Origin of the sequence: Methanocaldococcus vulcanius M7, from assembly GCF_000024625.1 — an archaeon.
In the GTDB taxonomy this organism is placed as follows: Archaea; AGJL01; Methanococci; order Methanococcales; family Methanocaldococcaceae; genus Methanocaldococcus; species Methanocaldococcus vulcanius.
This window is the reverse complement of sequence record NC_013407.1, coordinates 1,243,563-1,259,340: the sequence shown is the minus strand read 5'-3', so window position 1 is coordinate 1,259,340 and position 15,778 is coordinate 1,243,563. Positions and strand designations below refer to the sequence as shown.

Below are 15,778 nucleotides of genomic sequence, written 5' to 3'. Positions count from 1 at the left end.
TATATGGATAATACAGGAGCTTAGGAAACTATAAAAATCATTAAAATATTAATAAACCTAAGAATTTTTAGTGGAAAGAAACACTTTAAACTTAGAAGGTGATTAAATGAAATGGAGAAGAACACACTACTCAGCAGAAATTAAACCAGAAATGGACGGGCAAGAAGTTGTTATAATGGGTTGGGTGCATTCAATTAGGGCATTGGGAAAGATCATATTTGTTATTTTAAGAGATAGAGAAGGAACAGTGCAAATTGTAGCACCAAAACAGAAGGTTGGAGAAGAACTATTTAAACAAATAAAAAAACTTGGAGCAGAGGATGTTGTGGCAATTAAAGGAAAAGTTATTGCAAATGAAAAAGCTCCGAATGGTTTTGAAATCCTTCCTTTAGAGTTAGAAGTTTTAAACACTGCACAAAGACCTCTTCCATTAGATCCTGCTGAAAAGGTTCCAGCAGAATTGGATACAAGATTAGAGAATAGATTTTTAGATTTAAGGAGACCAAAAGTTCAGGCAGTATTTAAAATCAGAAGTGAGATGTTAAAATCAGTAAGAAACACGCTTTATAATGAGGGTTTTATTGAGGTAAATACTCCGAAATTAGTAGCTTCATGCACAGAAGGAGGAACTGAACTCTTTCCAATATCTTACTTTGAAAAAGAGGCATTTTTGGGGCAGAGTCCTCAGTTGTATAAGCAGATGTTGATGGCAAGCGGTTTGGATAGGGTCTTTGAAATAGCACCTATATTTAGGGCTGAGGAACATAACACAAGAAGACATTTGAATGAGGCAACATCAATAGATATTGAGATGGCGTTTGCAGATGATAAGGATGCTATGGATATATTAGAAAAAGTTGTATATAACGCGTTTTTAGATGTTTATGAAAATAGAAAAAGAGAAATAGATGTTTTAGGCATAGAGTTTGAACTTCCTTCAAAAAAGTTTGATAGAATTACCTACGATGAAGCGATCGATATTGCAAATGCAAAAGGAGTTGAGATCAGTTGGGGAGAAGATCTAAGTAGGGAGGCGGAGAAGGCAATTGGAGAGGAGATGGGTGGTCTTTACTTTATAACTGACTGGCCTTCTGAGATCAGGCCGTTTTACACAATGCCTCGCGAGGATAATCCAAACATCTGTAAGGCATTTGATCTGATGTATAAGGACTTGGAGATCTCCTCTGGAGCTCAAAGGATCCATCTCTATGATCTGTTAGTTGAAAATATTAAGAAGAAAGGATTAAATCCTGACGGATTTACATATTACTTAGAGGCGTTTAAGTATGGAATGCCTCCTCATGCTGGTTGGGGATTAGGAGCTGATAGATTTACGATGATTCTAACTCAGCAAGAAAATATTAGAGAGTGTGTATTATTCCCAAGAGATAGACAGAGGTTAACGCCTTAAAATCCTGCAAATTTTATATTTTTAATTTTATTTATTTTTTTTAGATTTTTTCTTTCCAGCTTAGATCTATATCTATACTTCCACCTTGAAATGATCCAATATCTAAGTTTTCATATTCATCTTCAATTTCTCCTTCGATCTCCATATAAACTCTTTTTAGTTCATCTATTATCTTTTTATCTGCGTTCCATAACCCTCTCTCTATCGCTTCCAACAGTCGTCGTGTCATCTCCTCTAACGCGTATATATTATGCTCTTTAAAGAAGTTTCTATTGTCTTCATTTTTTATGTAGGTGTTGAATATCTCCTCAAATATCCAATCTTCAACCTCTCCTGTTGTAGCACTCCACCCATAAACTCTTCCTACTCTTTTTGAAATATCTCCTGCTCCTTTGTATCCATGTCTCTTTAAACCCTCGATCCACCTTGGATTAAGTAGTTTGGATATAGTAATTCTTTCTATTTCTTCTTTTAGCGTTCTAACTTCCAATTTATTTGGATCCCGTGTGTCTCCATAGTATGTTTTCACATCTACACCTTTTAAAACCTTTACTGCATTTATTAAACCACCATATGTTCCAAAATAACAACAACATCCAAGTAAATCATATTCGTCGGTTATTACCTTGTTAAATGTAAGATCCACAGTTTTTAACATATTTGTAAATGGATAAGTAGCTTTTTTACCATATGCATTTTTTCCATAAGCATATGCGTTCCAATGGATAAAAGCATCTTTTAGATCTTCTTCGGTTTTCCAAGCACTTGCGTATATCGCATATTTAACCCCATTTCCATAAGTTCCGGGAGGAGAGCTAAAAATTCTAAAAGTTGCCTCTCTAAAAGACAACCCCTCTTTTAAATTTTGAAAAACGTGTTTTTTTATGTAATTCATCTCATCGGGCTCATCTAAATTAGCAACCATTCTTATTGCTTCATCTACAAGTTCTACACAGTTAAAAAACATATCTCTTATTATTCCACTAACTCTTATAGTTATATCGATCCTTGGCCTTCCTAACTCTTCCAATGGGATAACTTCTAAACCAGTAATTTTTCCTCCTTTATATATGGGTTTAACGCCAAGGAGATGGAATATCATTCCCATCCCTTCTCCATCTGCCCACATTATATCAGAAACCATCCAGTAGATCGCAACACTTTCAGGGTATTTTCCCTCCTCTTTTAAGTATTTTTCAAGTAATTTCTCAGCCAGTAAGACACCAACTTTATAAGCGGATTTTGTGGGGATGTTGTAGGGGTCTATGGAGTAGAAGTTTCTTCCGGTTGGCAATATCTCGTAGTTTCCTTTCGTTATTAATCCAGAGGGTCCTGGCTCTATATATTCAGCATTTAATCCCTTGATTAGAGACCTGATTTCATCTGATCTTTCTATTCTTTCGTTAATCTCTTTTATTTTACTTTCTAATTTTTTATTTTTAATTTTCTCTCCCGATATTACTTTTAATACGGTTTTTTTAGTAAGTTCATCTTTTAAATCTTCATCTGCGAGTAGATTTTTTAATATGCATTTTATAAATTCTGCTCTTCTCTCTCCTTCTGGTAATTCTCCAAAGACGTGCATTCCATCATTGTATTGCGAAGATTTTAGTAATTCGATAATTTCCCTTATTTCTTTAAAGATTTCTTCGAATTTTTCATGGAGTTTTCCTTCTTTTTCATATTCCTCTATTTTCCCTTTAATTTTAGGGATATTAAGACGTTTTATCTCTTCTGAGATAAGGTGCTCTAATTGATGCCTTCGTGAAGGATCCATATTTTTTAAATATTCTGAGATATAACTATCAAGGGTCTCTAAATCATCATAAAATGCTTCTTTCATAACCGTTTGCATATGATCAATTATCGTAGCATAACTTCTTCTTTTTGCAATGGTTCCCTCTGCTGGATTGTCGGAGTTGTAGATGTATAGATGAGGAATTGTTCCAATGCAAATATCTGGATAACATTCGTTTGAAAGGCCAACATTTTTTCCAGGTAGAAATTCTAATGAACCATGGGTTCCAACATGAATTATAACATCTGCAATGTCATTGAAATACTTATATGTGGCAATGTAGTGGTGTGTTGGAGGACAGTGTGGATCGTGAAGTATTTTACACACTTTTCCATCGCATCTCGCTCCGATACATCCCCTTTTTGGCTGAACACAAACGTAAATATTCCCAAACTTTAAACCAGTAATTACTATTTTGTTTTTTATTTTATTTTTTTCATTAACTTTATAGATCATACCTTGGGAATTATTTTCGTTTAAATCTCCCCAAGTTTTTATTATCTTCTCTTTTACACTTTTTGGAAGAGAGTTAAAATATTCCATATATTCTCCTTCATCCATTAGGTATAAATATCCTCCTCTGGCCACGATTTCGTTTACAGTTGTCCACCTAAATTCAGATATTGCTTTCTTTTGAAGTATATGTTTTATTAGCCCCTCTCCATCTTCTGGAATTTCTTCAACAAAATATCCTTCTTCTTTTAACTTTTTCATAATATTTACAACACTTTGAAGAGCGTCTAAGTGTGCAGCGCTTCCGATTGTTGCTTCAACTGACGAACAGGCACTACTATGAAGTATGAACACAATTTTTCTCTCTTTTTTCGGTTTATATTTTAGATCTATCCATCTTTTTACTCTTTCGACAAATTTTTCTATTCTCTCATCAATTCCAAATTTCTTCTCTATAAATCCCTCATTTTCCGTGGTTCCTATAATTATTGGCTCAATTACTCCCTCAAATTCTGGTAAAGCAATAGTCCACCCAATATCTGCAGATAGACCTTGTTTATCTTCTTTCCAGTCGTTATAACTTTTATAATAACTTATTATTGGATGAAAAACAGGAACATTTAATTTTTTTAATAGATCAACCCCGTCTAATTTGTTCAGATGTGAGCCATCTTTAATGGTGCCAAGAGGGAATGATAACATGTTTATTAACGCATCGATGATTGGTTTTCCATCTTTAAAGAAATATTTTAAAACACTCTCTCCCCCTCCAAGTGCATTCAGTTCTTCACACTTTGCTCCGTAGGTAAAGACAGGAATTACATTAAAATGCTGTTTCAATTTTTCTATTAATTTAAGGATAACATCCATATCTTCATTTATTAAGTAATGTCTTGAAAATAAAATTCCTACGGTGTGTTTTTTCTTAAATTCAACATCATTTAAAAATTCGATTAATTCATCGTAAATTTTTCCATCGTAGTATATTCCTTGAAGTGGCTGTTTCTTAACATCTTTTTCTTCTCCCATTAGATATAAAACCATATTTTTAAAGTTTTCAAGCCCTCCGTAGGTCATGTATAGATAACATTTATGCGATTTTTCTGAGTTCCAAACATTTACATCTTGAGATACAATTATTATATTTTTATTTAGTTTTTTTAGTTTATTTAAGTCAATATCATCTGAGGATGTTTTGTAGATTAAAACGACATCAGAATTTACCACATCTTCAAAAAATTTCTCGTTGATTGGAAATCTGTTTGAATATATCTTGTAATTTAAAGAAACGCCTTCTTTTTTAAGTTCTTCTACTGCCCTCTTTAAAATAGAGCAGTATGATGCCCACATATAAAATGTAATTTTCATATTACCACCGTAATATCTAATAAAAATAATACTTACTATAATGTTAATTTTTTTTACAAGTTAATAATATAAATAATTTGTCATTAACGATCATGATAAAAATAACATGATAAAAATAAATATATCCATAAAGAGATGTATAAAAATAAAAAATAAAAAAAGAAAAATAAAAATGAAATAAAGAAATGCATATCCTAAAATATTATTTTATGTAGTTGTATGGATAAAAAATCAAATGAGATCTAATCAACAGTCATATCAATACAATCACTATCAATAAAGTTTTTAAACCCAAGTAAACCAAATAAAAGATTAAAAATAAGTTAAAAATTAAAAATGAAATATTAAAAATAATAGCCCTATAAAGTAAATCAATAAAAAAATTAATAAAAATTAAAAATATTTTTTGGTGTTAAAGTATGATTCCAATGATCTACAAGGGCATGTGTCCAAACTGTGAAGACGAGATAAGAAGTGAGAGATTGGAAGTTGGAGTTTGTGAAAAGTGTCTACCTATTGACAAAAAATTAGAAAAATTAGAACTATGCAAAAACTTAAAAAAAGAAAAAACATTAAAAAATTTGGAAAAATATTGCTCAGTTTGGAATGAATTTAAAAAATTTGAAGAGTTTGTAAAAAGGTTAGGATTTGAACTTTTAAGTATTCAAAAGATGTGGGCGAAGAGGGTATTAAAAAATAAGAGTTTTTCAATAGTTGCACCAACAGGTGTGGGGAAAAGCTTTTTTGGAATAATAATGAGTTTATATTTAACTAAAAAAGGAAAAAAATGCTACATTATATTGCCAACAACTCTTTTAGTGAAACAAACCCATGATCGTATTCTTTCTCTAATTGAAAAATGCAAATTAAATATAAATGTGATTTCATACCACTCAGATCTATCTACAAAAGAAAAAAAAGAAGCAAAAGAGAAAATAGAGAATGGAGATTACGACTTATTAATAACTACATCAAATTACTTGGCTAAAAATGATATAAACAATAAATTCGACTTTATATTTGTTGATGATGTTGATTCACTGTTAAAAGCATCTAAAAATATTGATAAAACACTGAAATTGTTAGGATTTGATGAAGAACTGATAAAGGAGGCATATAAAATCATATATCTTATAAAAATTGGAAAGATAGAAGAAGCATTGAAAAAAAGAGAAGAATTAAAAAGAAAGGTCTCAAACATAAATCATGGATGTTTGATTATTGCCTCAGCAACGGGGAAGAGTTATGGAGATAAGGTTAAACTTTATAGAGAGTTGTTAGATTTTGAAATTGGGTTTGGAATGAATAAACTTAGAGATGTAGAGGATATTTATGACGAGGAATTTAAGAAAGAGGAGGTTTTAGAGTATATAAAAATATTTGGTTCGGGAGGTTTAGTGTTCGTTCCAATCGATTACGGGGTAGAGAAAGCTGAGGAGATAGAGAAATATCTGTTAGAAAATAATATAAAGGCAAAATTAATTTACTCAAAAGATAAAAAAGGATTTGAAGAGTTTAGAAAAGGAGAGATAGATGTTTTGATTGGTGTCGCTTCATACTATGGTGTTTTAGTTAGGGGCTTAGACATGCCCGAGAGGGTTAGATACGCAGTGTTTTACGGAATTCCAAAATTTAAGATTAAATTAAAAGAATATATTGACAAATTAATTGAAAAAGGAGTTTTGAAAGAAAATATCGATATTGAGAATAAATCAGAAGATGAAATAAGACATATAGTAAAAGAAAAGTTAAAAATGAAAAATTTCTCAATTAAACTTGAAAATGGAGAATATTTTATCCTAATTCCTGATGTAAAAACATATATTCAAGCTTCTGGAAGAACTTCGAGAATGACTGAATTCGGATTAACTAAGGGAGCAAGTATAGTTTTAGTAGATGATAAAGATATATTTGAATATTTAAGAAAATATATGTTATTTATGTATGAAAGTGAGTTTAAAAAGATCGATGAAGTTGACATAAGGGAGTTAATTAAAAAAATAGATGAAGATAGGGAAAAAATAAAATCTGGAAGGAGCTCTGGAAAGACCCCAGATCTACTTAAATCAGTGCTTATGGTCGTTGAAAGTCCAAATAAAGCAAGAACTATTGCAAACTTTTTCGGAAAACCCTCCGTTAGAAAGATAAAAAATAGAAACGTTTATGAAGTTTGTGTTGGGGACTTAAACTTATTAATCACTGCAAGCGGAGGGCATGTATTCGACCTCGTTACGAAAGAAGGATTCTACGGAGTTAAGATAGAAGATAATATATATATTCCAATATATGCATCAATAAAGAAAGTGAATGGAGAGCAATTCACTGATCAAAAAGATTTAGAGGATGTTATAAAACAATTAATGGAAAAAGGAGAAAAAATAACAAATATAATAGATGCAAAAGATAATATAGAAATAATTAGAGAAATAGCAGATGAAGTTGACGCTTTATTTATAGCCACAGATATTGATACAGAAGGAGAAAAAATAGGTTATGATATTGCATTAAACGCCCTTCCGTTTAACAGCGAAATATATCGAGTTGGATTTAATGAAATTACCAAAAGAGCAATATTACGAGCAGTGGAGTCATTTAAAAAAGGAGAAGAATTGTCTCTGGATGAAAATAAAGTTAAAGGTCAAATTGTCAGAAGAATCGAAGATAGATGGATAGGATTCAGATTAAGTCAAAAACTTTGGGAAGTGTTTAACAAAAACTATCTCTCAGCCGGTAGGGTTCAAACACCTGTCTTAGGATGGATAATAGAGAGATATAACGAACATAAAATAAAAGTTCCATACTTATCGCTAAAACTTGAAGGGGATATATACATAGGGAAAATATGGGAAGGAGAGTTTGACAAAGAGGAAGTCAGCGTAGAAACAACAACCTACGAAAAAGAACTGCCCCCAATGCCCCCATTTACAACAGACACTCTATTGGAAGAAGCAACAAAACGATACCACATAGGGACTGATGAAATAATGTCCATAGCCCAAGATCTGTTCGAGTTGGGTCTTTGCTTAACTCCTGATACACACATTGTATTGGGAGATGGAAGGATCAAAACCATTGAGGAAATAGTAAAAAGTAGGGAGAAAAAAGAAATACTATCATTAGATCTCGATAGAAAGTCAATAATATGTGATAAAATCATTAGTTTTTGGGAAATAAAATTCTCTGGAAATCTTAAAAAGATAACATTACAAAACAATTATGAAATAAAAGCAACGCCAGATCACCATATATTAACATTAAAAGATGGCAGATTAAAATGGATTCCTGCAAAAAATATAAAAGAAGGGGATTATGTTGTTATGCCATTTAATTATAACTATAAAATTAGAAGATCACATCCCCCTTCTAAGATATTTGAAAAAATTAAAAAAATAGTTGAGATAGATAACTTCAACGATGTTAGAGAACCTGAATTTTGGTATAATCTTGGATTGTTATTTGGAAACGATAGATTAAGTTTACAAGGTTCAGAAAAAGAGCATTTAGTAGAGGAGTTGTTCTCTTTAAAAGAGGACTATATAAACGCATTTATTGCCGGTTATTTGGATGCACGTGGAACATTTTTAAAGAGAGGAAAAGAAATTAATATTGCCACATTTTCAAAAAATAAATCCATATTAGAGAAGATCGGAATTTATCTCCACTCAATAGGGATCTTAACCATGATCCAAGAGCATAATGGATATTTTTTAGTTATAGACAACAAGTTCTTAACTACCTTCACTGAAAAAATAGTTAAATATACAAAAACCAAAAATTTGAAGGAATTTTGCAGAACTGTAATTGAAAATAAGAATAAAAATAAAAATGTTAAAAAAAGTAACAAAAAAATCAAAGTTGGCAATATATACAACGACGTGATATTCATTAAAGTTAAAAAAGTGGAAGATCTCTTCTACGATGGTTATGTGTATGATTTAAGCATTAAATGCAATGAAAACTTTATATCTAATGGAATTATCTCACATAACTGCACATATCATCGAACATCATCTACAAGGGTCTCAATCGATGGGATGAAGGTTGCAAGAGAGTATTTAAAGCTTAACAACTTAGAGCACTACATTAAGAATAGGGACTACTTTATGGAAGGGGCTCACGAGTGTATAAGACCCACTAAACCGATGGATACTGATGAGTTAATCGAATTTTTAAGAGAAAATAATATAAAATTAACAAAAAACCATATAAAAATATACGACTTGATATTTAGACGATTTATCGCTTCTCAGACAAAGGAGGCAATTTTGGAGTATGAAGAAATTTATATAAAAGATTTAGATGAAAAAATAGAGGGATACGTAGATATAAAGTTTGATGGATGGAGTAGATTCTATCCTTTAAAATTGAAAAAACTTCCAAAAATTGAAAAAAACAGTTTAAAAGTGTTAGAGAAAAAACTTATAAAAGTTCCAAAAGTTCCACTGTATGATGAAGGAGAAGTTATCAAACTAATGAAAGAGAGAGGCATTGGAAGACCATCGACATATGCTCAAATAATCAAAAAACTACTGGATAGAAAATATGTAATAAAGAGTAAGGATAAAAATAAATTAATCCCTACAAAACTCGGAATTGAGGTCTATAATTTCCTAATAGAGAATTATCCACATCTGATTTCTGAAGAGAGGACAAGGGATTTAGAAGAGATAATGGATAAAATTGAAAGAGGAGAAGTGGACTACTTAGAAGTGTTAAAAGTCCTACACGAAGAGATTTTAAGCATAGAATAGGTAATAAAATGGATATTAAAGTTAAAAGTTAGTGAAAAGTTATAAAAATTAAAAAATTATTAAAAAAATTAAGATAAAAAATGATAAAACTAAAAAAGAAAATAAAAAGAGGCATTGAGAAGTAGTGGTGTTTATGATCTCAGTTGTGTTAGTAAATCCCAAGTATGGAGGAAACGTAGGAAGTATTGCAAGAGTTATGATGAATTTTGATTTTAAAGAGCTTAGAATTGTAGGAAGTAAAGAAATTTTAAATAAAGAGGCATATATGATGGCTGTCCATGCAAAAGATATTCTAAACAATGCAAAATTTTATGATACCTTTGAGGAGGCAATAAAAGACCTTGATTTTGTTATTGCCACTTCAGGAGCAAGAGGAGGAGATAGGAATCTAAAAAGAGTTCCAATAACCCCAAAAGAACTGGCTTTACAACTGTTAGAGATTGAAGGTAATGTAGGAATTGTTTTTGGTAGGGAAGATGATGGACTAACAAACGAGGAGTTAGAAAAATGCGATCTCCTTGTTTCAATCCCTACATCTAATCTTTATCCAATAATGAATTTATCTCACGCTGTTGCAGTTATTTTATATGAAATCTATTCCACAAGAGTTGGAAATAGGTTTTTAGATGTTAATATGAGAGAGGCATCAAGAAAGGATAAAGACCTATTAATAAACAAATTTAATGAATTTATCGATAGAAATGAAAAGATTCCTGAACATAAAAAGGAATTATGCAAGATAATCTTTAAACGACTCGTTAATAGGGCATTTATAAGTGGAAAGGAGGCGTGGACTTTAATGAGTGCATTTAAATGAAAAATAAGAACCAAGATTTCTATTATATCTTCACTAATCTTTAAGTTTGTATCTTTTTACATTTTTATTTTTCTTTATTTCCCTTTATTGTTTTCCTTTTTTCTTTTTTTCTTGTAAAGTTTCCAAACCCTGCAAAATGAGCAAATTTTTCCGGCGGAAGTCATACCACAAACTTCACATTCTCTAAATTGAAAATCTTCCTCCTCAACCTTAAATAAATGCCTATTCTTCATATATCCATACAGAAATTGCAATTTTATTCCAGATCTCTCTTTTTCTAATTCATTTAAGTAATCCCTATGCTTTAAAGTTATCGCTCCCTCTGCAAATTTACATTTTACAGTTGTAAAAGGAATTTCTTCAGCTTCTGCATATTTTAAAATCAAATACTCATCTATCTCGAAGAATATTTTAACTTTCTTTAAAAATTTATCATGTGCAGGAAGAACTGGCTCATGTTTTGCTAAATATCTTATATTCCAATTTAAAACGTTATTTAAGATAAAAGAGATCTCATCATCTAAATTATGCCCAGTAATGATAACATCAAAACCTCTTTCATATCCAAACTTATTCATTAAATATCTTTTTGTTATTCCACAGATGGAGCATTTTTTTCCTCTAATATCTTCAATTGTTTTTCCAGTGATTTCTTTCAAATCAACAACGTGAAGAGGAGTGTTTAATCGCTCTGCCAACGCTTTAACAGCCCTTAACGACTCATCAGAAAATCCTTTAATTCCCAAATTTATATGAAATAATTCAATGTTATATCCAAGTTTTTTTAAGATCCAGGCAGCCACATGCCCATCTTTTCCACCAGACACCGCAACCAGAATTTTTTCATCCTTATTTAACATTTTATATTTTTCTATTGATTTTTTTACTCTATCTTCAAAATATTCAATAAAATGCTCTTTGCAGAGATTTATTTTTTTGGGATAACGGATTTCTACATAAGAAGGACTATTGCAAAACCTACACTTCATTTTTTCACCTTAAAGTTATAGCTTTTAACGGATCTCATTTATTTTAAAGATTTTTATGTTTTTGTTTTAGATGTTTTTGATTTTTATTTTTTAAGTTTGTTTTTAATGTCCTGCTTTTAATACTGAAATAGAGTTCTATTTTTATGATAAGTTTTATATACTACCAAACGATATGCTAAATTACTTAATAGTATGGAAATAATAGAGTTCTATTTAGGGATGAAATCATGAGAAATCCAATAATCGACGTAGGAGCAAAAGAGTTGAGTTATGAAATAAGAGAGATCGTTGATATTGCAAAAAAAGTAGAGAAGTTTGGGATTAATATAACTTGGGAAAACATTGGAGACCCAATAGCAAAAGGAGAAGAGATTCCAGAATGGATAAAAGAAATAATAGCAGAGATTGTTAGAGACAACAATTCCTATGCCTACTGTCCGACCAAAGGTTTGCCAGAAACAAGAGAATTTTTATCAGAGAGGGTAAATGAACGAGGAGGAGTTCAAATAACTGCCGAAGATATTATATTCTTTAACGGATTAGGAGATGCAATAGCAAAGATCTACGGGTTATTAAAGAGGCAAGTTAGAGTGATAAATCCCTCTCCTTCATATTCAACACACTCCTCAGCAGAAGCATCCCATGCAGGTTCTCCACCAATAACTTACTTCTTAGACCCTAAAAACTACTGGTATCCAGATATTGATGATTTAGAAAAGAGGATCAAATATAACCCAGCAGTTAGTGGAATTCTCGTTATAAATCCTGACAATCCGACAGGAGCTGTCTATCCAAAAAAAATACTCAATGAAATCGTAGATCTTGCAAATGAATATGATTTATTCATAATTTGCGATGAAATCTACTGTAATCTTATATATAATGGAAAAAAACAGCATTTACTGTGTGAAGTTATAGATGATGTTTGTGGTTTATCGTTAAAGGGAATATCTAAGGAAATTCCATGGCCGGGAGCAAGATGTGGATGGATTGAGGTTTACAATGCTGATAAAGATGAAGAATTTAAAAAATATATAAACAGTATATACAAAGCCAAGTTAATAGAGGTTTGCTCTACCACACTGCCACAGATGGCCATTCCAAGAATTATGGGGCATAAAAACTATAAAAAATATCTAAATGAGAGAAATAAGTTTTTTGAAAAACGATCTAATACTGCATTCAAAAAATTAAAGGACTTAGAAGGAGTTATAGCAAATAAGACAAATGGAGCTTTCTACATGTCGGTTGTGTTTGAAGATAACTACTTAAATGGAAACAATACAATAAAAATAGATAATAAAAGATTGAAGGAATTTATAGAGAATCAAATAAAAAACGCTTCCATTGATAAGAAGTTTGTTTATTATCTATTGGCATCAACTGGAATTTGTGTTGTTCCATTAACCTCTTTCTGCTCTCAACTCAACGGATTTAGAATAACACTCTTAGAAAGGGACGATAAAAAATTCAACTGGATATTTGATACCTTGGCTGAAAAAATAGAAGAATTTATATTATAGATAAAATCTTATTTTTTATTTTTTTAATTCTCTTATTCTTCATCTCTTAAATGCCTATAAAACCATGGTTCCTCATAATTTTTTAAATTTTTAACATAAGGGCAGTCCTTTGGAAAAACACCAGCTAAAATTCCCTCCATCACTGTTAAGCATCCATGTTTAAACCTATCCTTATAAACTTTACACAACTTTGTTTCAGGATCTAAATGTTCACAGTGAATTACTTTAACACCATCTTCGGTTTTGTAAGCATGTAAAATACAACATCTACCGCATCTCTTGCATAATTCATCAGGAAACAATTCCTCACTTATCTTTACTGCCTTATCCTTTTTGAATTTCAAAGTATGCAAACTATCCCTCTTAACTATTAATATTTGTGTTTCTGTATTATTAATCATCTATACATGTGATTTAGTGGATGTCGTTGAAACAAGGATATTGATAAGAAAACTGCCAAAATACTATATAAAGATTTTGACAACAATCGTTAAATATTACCAACTCATTAGGTAATTATTGATTCTTTTTATCCCATTTTTAACATTTTCAACTCTATAAAATAAACCCAATAAAAACAAAATCAAAAATCTTAAAACTTTTTTGAGAGGGATCATTAATGTTTATGAGAGAAATCGAATTAAGAGGGCATATAATCGATAGTTTAATTCTTCCAAAGGTCTTCGATAAGATCTTAGACATGGGAGGGGATTACAAGGTCTTAGAATTTGAAATCGGAAAGAAGAAGACAGATCCGAGTTATGCAAAAATACTTGTGATAGGTAGAGATGAGAGACACGTTGATGAGATATTAAGTGAATTAAGGGATTTAGGAGCTGAGATTCCAGAGATCGAAGATGTGGAACTAAAACCAGCTGAAAAGGATATGGTATTTCCAGAAGGATTTTACTCCACAACAAACCATAAAACCTTTATCAGGTATAAAGGAAAATGGATAGAAGTCGAAAATCAAAAAATGGATGGAGGAATTGTTGTTTACCCAGAAGAGATGAGAGCTGAGGTAAAAACAATCAGAAACGTTAAGAAAGGGGACTTAATAGTTGTTGGTCATAAGGGAGTTAGAGTTATTCCACCAGAGAAACCAAGAGAAGGAGGAGGGCTATTTGAATTTATGAAATCAGACGCCTCCTCAGAAAAACCAAAAGAAACTATCATAAGAAAAATTGCAAAAGAGATGTATGAGATAAAAGAAAAATATAAAAAAACAGGAAAAGGAGGAATCGTTGTTGTTGCTGGTCCAGCCATAATACACACGGGAGCTGGCTGGGCATTAGCAAAACTCATAAAAATGGGATATGTTCAGGCATTATTTGCTGGAAATGCCTTAGCAACACACGATATAGAGAGTGTTTTATATGGAACATCCTTAGGAGTAGATTTAAAAACAGGACGAAGTGTTCCAGGAGGGCATAGTCATCATTTAAGAGCTATAAACACAATTATGAGAGCAGGGAGTATAAAAAAGGCGGTTGAAGATGGAATACTTGATAGGGGCGTTATGTATGAATGTGTAAAAAACAACATCCCCTACGTGCTTGCAGGAAGTATAAGAGATGATGGCCCACTACCAGATGTTATCACAGACGTTGTTAAAGCCCAAGAAATGATGAGAGAAACATTGAAAGGAAAAGACATGGTTTTAATGCTCTCCACAATGCTACACTCAATAGCAACAGGTAATCTCCTCCCCTCATGGGTTAAAACCATCTGCGTGGATATAAATCCAGCCGTTGTAACGAAGTTGATGGATAGAGGAACATCTCAAGCCCTTGGAATAGTTACCGATGTTGGTGTCTTTCTACCAATGCTAATCGAAGAATTGGAAAAACTCGAAAAAGAGAAAGAAATCGCTAAAAAATCCAAAAATTAACTTAAAAATTTAAAAAATTTAAAATTTATGAGGATAAAAATAGAAAAAATAAAAAAAGAAAGAAAGGTTAAGAAAGAAAGGTTAAAACTGTAAAAAACGTTAAAATAAAACGAAGTGAGAGAATGAGAGAAGAACAATCAAAAGAACTAATAAGGAAAGGAATATCAACGATTACCCGATTAAAAAGATCTGGGCAGGAGAAAATTAAAGTCGAGAAATCAGATAAAAAAACAATCTCTTATAAAGATGCAAAACCCGGAAAAATAGATATAAACGAATTTAAAAAAGCAGTTTATTTACTACTGGAAGCGGACGATTACCTCTATAAAAAAGCTCCAAAGCATGAATTGGACGAAAAAGAATCAAAAGAGTTTTGTAAACTAATTATAAAATGTCAAAATCACTTAAACAAGATCTTATCTAACTTTGGATTTGAAATTGAAGAAAAAGATATAGATGAAGATGCATTATACATTGTTTCAAATAAAAAACTATTTAAAAAACTGAAAAATAAAAATCCTAATTTAAAAGTTGTTTGCACAGAAGGAATGCTTGATATTGAGGATATGAAAAAAATAGGGGTTCCAGAAAACGCGTTGGTTGGATTAAAGAAAAAAATAGAACTTGCAAGGAAAAATATTGAAAGATTCATTGAAAAATATAAACCAGAAAAAATTTTAGTTGTAATTGAAGATAAAAAAGATGAGTTATTATATATTAGAGCGAAAGAACTGTATAATGCTGAAAAGATCGATGTAGATGAGTTGCTGGACTAAA

Annotated in this window: 9 protein-coding genes; 6 read left to right on the top strand and 3 right to left on the bottom strand. The window is 31.2% G+C overall.

Translation table 11 applies throughout. The features are described from left to right. Window positions 1–106 precede the first annotated feature (106 nt). On the top strand, window positions 107–1,411 hold the full coding sequence (aspS, locus tag METVU_RS06205) for an aspartate--tRNA(Asn) ligase (RefSeq protein WP_015733340.1): 1,305 nt from the start codon (window positions 107–109) through the stop codon (window positions 1,409–1,411). A 40-nt stretch (window positions 1,412–1,451) separates the two neighbouring features. Here aspS and cobN read toward each other — a convergent pair whose 3' ends face one another. Beyond that, a complete protein-coding gene (gene cobN, locus METVU_RS06200) occupies window positions 1,452–5,030 on the bottom strand; it encodes a cobaltochelatase subunit CobN (protein WP_015733339.1) in 3,579 nt (1,192 codons plus the stop codon). A gap of 419 nt (window positions 5,031–5,449) precedes the next feature. Here cobN and rgy point away from each other — a divergent pair, with 419 nt between their 5' ends. Next, complete coding sequence (gene rgy, locus METVU_RS06195; RefSeq protein ID WP_015733338.1) at window positions 5,450–9,781, top strand: reverse gyrase; 4,332 nt, start codon at window positions 5,450–5,452, stop codon at window positions 9,779–9,781. 133 nt (window positions 9,782–9,914) lie between these two features. Beyond that, the gene (locus tag METVU_RS06190; protein ID WP_015733337.1) at window positions 9,915–10,598 is read left to right on the top strand and encodes a TrmJ/YjtD family RNA methyltransferase; all 684 of its coding nucleotides are present in this window, start codon (window positions 9,915–9,917) and stop codon (window positions 10,596–10,598) included. 74 nt (window positions 10,599–10,672) lie between these two features. On the opposite strand, the gene ttuA is transcribed toward METVU_RS06190, so the two are convergent. Then, window positions 10,673–11,587 carry a tRNA-5-methyluridine(54) 2-sulfurtransferase gene (ttuA, locus tag METVU_RS06185; protein ID WP_015733336.1) on the bottom strand — a complete coding sequence of 305 codons (915 nt, stop codon included), beginning with the start codon at window positions 11,585–11,587 and terminating at the stop codon, window positions 10,673–10,675. Between the two features lie 227 nt (window positions 11,588–11,814). On the opposite strand from ttuA, the gene METVU_RS06180 reads away from it, so the two are divergent. Then, window positions 11,815–13,110 (top strand): pyridoxal phosphate-dependent aminotransferase, encoded by a 1,296-nt coding sequence (locus METVU_RS06180; protein ID WP_015733335.1) that lies wholly within the window; start codon window positions 11,815–11,817, stop codon window positions 13,108–13,110. Window positions 13,111–13,142: 32 nt separating this feature from the next. Here METVU_RS06180 and METVU_RS06175 read toward each other — a convergent pair whose 3' ends face one another. Next, entirely contained in the window at window positions 13,143–13,463 is a 321-nt protein-coding gene (locus METVU_RS06175; RefSeq protein ID WP_048196873.1) for a CxxCxxCC domain-containing protein, read from the bottom strand. 266 nt (window positions 13,464–13,729) lie between these two features. Here METVU_RS06175 and METVU_RS06170 point away from each other — a divergent pair, with 266 nt between their 5' ends. Continuing rightward, window positions 13,730–15,001 carry an ornithine cyclodeaminase gene (locus tag METVU_RS06170; RefSeq protein ID WP_015733333.1) on the top strand — a complete coding sequence of 424 codons (1,272 nt, stop codon included), beginning with the start codon at window positions 13,730–13,732 and terminating at the stop codon, window positions 14,999–15,001. Between the two features lie 122 nt (window positions 15,002–15,123). Next, entirely contained in the window at window positions 15,124–15,777 is a 654-nt protein-coding gene (locus METVU_RS06165) for a DUF2100 domain-containing protein (protein ID WP_015733332.1), read from the top strand. The last annotated feature ends 1 nt before the right edge of the window (window position 15,778 follow it).

Excerpts from the sequence above, each read along its gene's own strand:
- aspS (WP_015733340.1), top strand. The coding sequence starts at position 107 with ATGAAATGGAGAAGAACACACTACTCAGCAGAAATTAAACCAGAAATG.
- cobN (WP_015733339.1), bottom strand. The coding sequence starts at position 5,030 with ATGAAAATTACATTTTATATGTGGGCATCATACTGCTCTATTTTAAAG.
- rgy (WP_015733338.1), top strand. The coding sequence starts at position 5,450 with ATGATTCCAATGATCTACAAGGGCATGTGTCCAAACTGTGAAGACGAG.
- METVU_RS06190 (WP_015733337.1), top strand. The coding sequence starts at position 9,915 with ATGATCTCAGTTGTGTTAGTAAATCCCAAGTATGGAGGAAACGTAGGA.
- ttuA (WP_015733336.1), bottom strand. The coding sequence starts at position 11,587 with ATGAAGTGTAGGTTTTGCAATAGTCCTTCTTATGTAGAAATCCGTTAT.
- METVU_RS06180 (WP_015733335.1), top strand. The coding sequence starts at position 11,815 with ATGAGAAATCCAATAATCGACGTAGGAGCAAAAGAGTTGAGTTATGAA.
- METVU_RS06170 (WP_015733333.1), top strand. The coding sequence starts at position 13,730 with ATGTTTATGAGAGAAATCGAATTAAGAGGGCATATAATCGATAGTTTA.
- METVU_RS06165 (WP_015733332.1), top strand. The coding sequence starts at position 15,124 with ATGAGAGAAGAACAATCAAAAGAACTAATAAGGAAAGGAATATCAACG.